Source organism: Roseomonas chloroacetimidivorans, from assembly GCF_049629625.1.
Taxonomy (GTDB): domain Bacteria; phylum Pseudomonadota; class Alphaproteobacteria; order Acetobacterales; family Acetobacteraceae; genus Roseomonas; species Roseomonas chloroacetimidivorans.
The window spans coordinates 1-5,377 of sequence record NZ_JBNBZS010000173.1 but is presented as its reverse complement, the minus strand read 5'-3'; the positions used below and the strand labels follow the sequence as shown (position 1 = coordinate 5,377).

The following is a 5,377-nucleotide window of genomic DNA, read 5'->3' as shown; positions in this document are numbered from 1 at the left end:
CGATCGGCGTGGAATACGCCATTACGCCGCTGGGGCACTCTCTGCGTCAGCCCTTCGAGGCGCTCTGCGGTTGGGCACTTGCGCATGGCGACGCGATCAATAACGCCAGCACTGCATGTGACCGCGCGCGCGCCAAGCTGGCCGAGTAGGCTTTGCTTTACGGGTTATCTTCCAGGAATGGACTGGTGTGGGGGCCGACTACCCAAGCGGTTGAGCTTTGCCTGCCACATATGGCCGCTTGCTTGGACACTGCACATGGAAGCGGACGTTCCATTATCGGCCAGACCCGGCCGTTGATCGAGCGGCTACGCTGTTTGTTCTCTAGAGGTTAGCCACGCGAAACCTGGCGCCCGCGCCAGGTTCCGCAGCAAACTCAGGACTGCGCCTGCGGCAACTCTGCCCACCTCCGACAAGATCGCTCCGGTCGTCGAGCTTGATGTAAATCACTGTTTTTTATTTCGAAAATTTGCTTCTGGTGGACACTGCTGCCCCATACCGCAGCAGCCGCTGCATGGGGATCGGGACGGGGATGGAACTCGCCACCCTCCTCACGTCCGAGGGGATGCCGCACCTCCTCTCGAGGGCCGAGCTCGACGCCGTACCGACCGGGCGAACCGACATCCTCGCCCTGTTCCGCGAGGCGGCGCTGGCCGTGATCCGGTGTCGGACGTCCATCACTTCCACAGCTGAGGAGCACGACGCGGCGCAGGGTACCTGAAAGAGACGGGGGCTGGACCGGCCAGCCCCCGTCTTCACCAACTTCGGGCTCGCGAGGGTCGGCGACGACGGAATCTCGCCCTGAGCCACCAGCGACTTGGTACCGCTGATCAATGATCAGCCCCAACCGGAACTGGAACCGGTACTCAGTCCTCCTCCTTGGGAGGGATCGCCTCACCATCCCCACACCACAGGTCCTCAGGGGCGGTAGGCCACTTGGCTCCGGCGGGAGCCTTCTCCGTGGACCCGACGTATTCGTTCGACCCGCCTCGGCACTGGCCGAACCTTCGTCCGTCCGCCGCGCCGGTCTGCAGCCACCACTTGCAGCTGACGCAGGCCGTCGGCAGGGATTCGACGTGGATCCTTCCTCTCTTGCAGCCAGTGTCGAGAGGATCCGTCTGCGGCCATCGCCGCCTGGAACTGGTTGCCTTCTCGTTCAGCCGTGGCTCGGCCAGCCTGATGCGGCACTCGCCGCGGCTGCGGCGGTCGTCCAGGGGATGCCAGAAGGCGCACTCGTTGCAGTTCTGCACGTCTTGTGTGGAAAGCACGATGTTTCTCCTAATGGTTGATGGTCGGTGACGCCGACCTGGACTGGTTGTGGTTCCTGGCACGGGCTGCCGCCGACGGTGTCCCGTGGGTCCGTTGCGACCTCTCTGGCGGGGCGGCAGCGAGCATCGCCAAGCGGTCGAAGACCGCCGGGCCGATGACGGCGCGCGAGAAGCGCGCCCGCTCGGCCGGATCCTTGAGGATCTCGAGGCTGTCGGCGCGACGCGCGATCTGCCGGCGGGCGTCCTGGTACAACTTCAGCGTCTCCGGACTCCGGGGCAGGCCCGCCATGTCCTGGCGCCCACTGCGGGCGTCATCGATGGCGCGATCGACGATCTGCTGGTGGAGCGACGGCCGGGTGGTGGTGGCGGTCTTCGCAGAGCCCGATGTGCCGACAGGTGGGCGCTGACCGACCTGAGCCTCTCCGCGGGCGACGATGGCGTTTCGGATCCGCTCGAGGGTGGTGGCGCCGGAGATGCTGGCCGGAACAGCTCGGGCGATCTTCTCGACCTCCTGCGCCGTCTGACGCTGGGTCGTCTCCAACTCTGCCGTCCGCGTCTGGGCGGCCGCGAGCCTCTCCTCGTCACGGCGCTTCTGGACCAGGAGGGTGAGGACGGCCTCGTGGCCGACCAGGTGCTCCTGTCGGGCGGCGGTGATGCCCGCTTGGTCAAGCGTGCCGTCCGGAGCCAACGACAACACGGTGCCCCCGGCCTCGATCTCGGTTAGGCGGCGGCGCCCTTCCGCGAGGCCGGCATCCGCGCTCGCCGGCCGCCGCAACAGCATCCGGACCCCAGCCACGAGGTTCGGCGCGTGGCGCGCCAACGCGACGAGCACCGGCGGCGATCCCTGGCCCGCACCGAGGGTGTCCGCCGTCTGGATGGCCTTCAGGGCCTGGACCGCCTCAGTCCCCGATTCCGCGTCGTTTCGCGCTTCTGACAACTGCCGCTCCGCCTCGGTCCGCAGGTGCCGTTCATTGGCCAGATCCTCGCGAAGATCGGCGATGATGGTCCTCAGGCCGTCAGCGACCTTGCCCGCGGCGGCGAGGCCCTGGCGGATCATGTCGACGGTGCGGGGGAGCGCGGCGGCCATCCTGCCGAGCCGCCCGCCCAGCTCATCTTCGGCCTCATCAACGCTCCTCAGGTCGCGCCAGCGTCCTTCAACCTCGTCCCGGACCTTCTTCGCCGCGGCGACCTCCTCCGCCAGACGGGCGTTCCGCTCCCGCTCCCGCTTCGTCGCGTCCTCAGCGGCCTGTTGGCCGTTCCTCGCGCCCAGCAACGTCCTCTCCAGACGCAGGACCAACCCCGCCGCCACCGGCGCCAGGGGTTCGAGCGCGTCCGCGATCCGGCGCGGGACAGATCCGATGGCCCCGAGGGCCTCGACGAGTTGATCGAGACGTGCCGCCCGCGGTTCGGCCACCGCCAGCCGGGCTTCCGCTTCCTTCGCGCGGCGGATGGCCGCTTCGGCCTCGACCTGGCGGCGGGCCTGGGCGTCGAGGAGGGCCTGGGCTGCCGCATCGGCGTGGTCGTCCTCCCGCTGTCGCAGCAAGGGGGCGAGCACGCGACCCCGCTCCACCGTCCCCACCGGCAGGAGGTCGACAAAGCCGGTTTCGGGGGAGAACCGCTCGACCGGGGCCCGCAGGTCCGGGATGACCCGAAGACGGGCAAGCGCGGCCTGGGCTACCAGCATCCGATCCGCCGAGAGATCAGGAAGACCCTGCGTCCTCGCCGGCCCGGCGGCGCCCTCCCGCGCACGCCTCTCCTTGAAGGCCGAAGAAGGAAGGCGGCGCCGGCCGCACCCCTCGAGGCCGGGCATGCGCAGGCCACTGTCGAGGCCGACCGCCACGCTGTAGGCGAAGGCAAGGTTGCGGTAGGCTGCACTGGCGGCCTCGCCGCCCGACTTGCCGGCCCGCTTGGCCTGGTCCCGCGCGGTTCGCGCAGGATCAAGAGCGCCGATCTCCAGACGCCGGATGGCCTCGCCGGCCTTCGTCTGGCCCGGAACGAGGGGCACGGCCCCGAGGCCGTGCAGGTGCGGATAAGGCTCGTCCTCGTGGAGGAGGATGCTGTCGATCAGTCCCCCGGTCCGCTGGACAAAGAATTCAACGCTGCGATCGCGCCAAGCCTCGTAGACGGCGGTGGCCTCCGGTGAAGCGCGGACTTTCTCCCAGGTGAGGGGATAGCTGGCCACCCAGGACACGGCGATGGGAGCGTCCATTCGAACGTGCCGGCCGAGCGCGTCGCGCGCCTCCCCCGCGCGCCCCTCCGCGAGTTCGACCACCTGCTTAGGGGAGTGGCCGTGGAGGAGGACCGGCGGCATGGGGTTTGGGACGTGCGGGTGGTGGCCCGGCTGGCGGGTCACCTCGCCCAGGATGTCGCGGATGGACCAGGCAGGCTCGACTGCCTTGCCCTTCTTGGACTTGAGAGGGCTGGGCTGACGCGCGAGGGTCTCGACGCGGATGAACTGCTCGGGGCGGTCGGGGCGCCTCATGTCACGCGACCTCCGGCCGAGGCCAGGGCTGCGGGTCATGCACCGCGATGACGGCGCGGACCTCGGGCGTATCGCGCTCAAGAGTCCAAACGAGAACCGGCTTGCTGGTGTTGGGGTCGACCGCCTTCTCGGACGTTGCTGATCCTTCGAGGAGCTTTCTCTCGTCGGCCTTCGCGGAGACCCCGCTGACCGTGAACGGGGCGGTGCAGAACCACGGCTGCTCCTCGGCCGGCTCGGCCGGTGTTGCTTCGACGTCCGCCGCCACCTCCTCGGCGTCACCATCGATCACCGGCCCCGCAGCCGGAGGCTCCAGGGCGGAGCCGCACGCCACGAGGCGGTATCCCTGCTCCGGACCGCCCTCGAGGCGGAACATAATGCCCTCGGATGCAGCCCGGGCAGCCTCCTTGCTGTCCAGGCGCAGGTGGCAGAGAGGCGGGGATGGAAGCCGTCCCATGTCAGGAGCACGCAGGGCCTTGTAGGCGGCCCAGATGGAGCCCTTGCCGGCGAGGGACGCGACTGTCACCTCGTCCTCGATAGCGTGGGCGATGACCGCCCTTATCTGACTCATGGCTGACGAGGAGTAGCCGGCGCGGCCGAAGGCGATCGCGACAAGGGCGGCGACCCCGCTGCGCGTTTCCCGGCGGTCAGGGATGAGGCTGTCTGAGATCGCCCTCATCCAGACCTGGTCCTGCTCCAGCTGCGGCATGTCGCGGATCGTCGTGACGATCTCGTCGGCCGTCCTGATCAGGGCCGTCTTCAGGTCGTCCTCGTGCTGGACTAGGATCTTGCTGCAGCGCTGCATCGCCTGAATGGCCAATGCGGCTACAGAGGCCAGTGCGGCCTTCTTGCTGGGGGGCGTGGTGATCGCCCCCTCCGGCACTTTGCTTTCCGAGACAGGAATTTCGGTGGACGATATGCTGGGCATGGTCGACTCTCCTTCGGTCGACCTCCCTCATGAACACCGCGCCCGTTTTTTGCGACAAGCTTCGTATTTGTGTGGTGCCTCACCCCTGGGAGCGACTCTCCTCGCTCATAGCCCTCAGGGAGGTTCGTTCCCCCGTTCCGGATAACCCCATCCGGATAAGCTTATGCCACCAGGGCCAGCGGCAGAACGGCCCCGCAGGCGAAATCATTACGATTTAGCAACTTTTCTCGGTGAAGATCGGGCCCTTTGGGGCATGTCACGGCATCATGTCCGGTGTCGATCAGACCCGTGGCGCGGTCAGGTGCGCAGGGCCGGGACGGCTCCGGCATCGCTCGTTTTTCGCAAGGACCATCGCAGCGCTCTGATGAGCGATCTACCGGAATTCGACAAAAATCGCCAGTCGGACAGGGCTTTAGTGCCCAGTCGACGCGCCTCATCGACGTGCGGATCAGCGATGCCGACCGCACCGGAACCCGCGCAGTCCCGCGTCGGTACCGGCCCGGAGTGCGTATTCCAGTGATCGTGGGCAGCAGTTCCAGGCGATCGTGGGCACGAATTCCACGGCATCGTGGGCAGGTTTCATGCCGATTGGGTTATGGTTCAGGAAGGCTCTCTGGCGTCAAGCGTTTCGGTGGTCGTGGCGCGTCTGGCGGTGATGCGTCGCATGCTTTCTCCGCGGAGTTCGATGCGGTGGGCGTTGTGGAC

At 67.7% G+C, this 5,377-nt stretch carries 3 protein-coding genes; 1 reads left to right on the top strand and 2 read right to left on the bottom strand.

Annotation, left to right across the window (positions count from 1 at the left end; all coding sequences use genetic code 11):
• Window positions 1–475: 475 nt before the first annotated feature.
• Window positions 476–718: a hypothetical protein gene (locus tag ACO1BU_RS35835; protein WP_424140657.1), complete on the top strand. Its 243-nt coding sequence runs from the start codon at window positions 476–478 to the stop codon at window positions 716–718.
• Window positions 719–1,275: 557 nt separating this feature from the next.
• On the opposite strand, the gene ACO1BU_RS35830 is transcribed toward ACO1BU_RS35835, so the two are convergent.
• Both ACO1BU_RS35830 and ACO1BU_RS35825 read right to left on the bottom strand, forming a co-directional pair.
• Complete coding sequence (locus ACO1BU_RS35830; RefSeq protein ID WP_424140656.1) at window positions 1,276–3,747, bottom strand: hypothetical protein; 2,472 nt, start codon at window positions 3,745–3,747, stop codon at window positions 1,276–1,278.
• 1 nt (window position 3,748) lies between these two features.
• A complete protein-coding gene (locus tag ACO1BU_RS35825; protein ID WP_424140655.1) occupies window positions 3,749–4,672 on the bottom strand; it encodes a hypothetical protein in 924 nt (307 codons plus the stop codon).
• Between the last annotated feature and the right edge of the window lie 705 nt (window positions 4,673–5,377).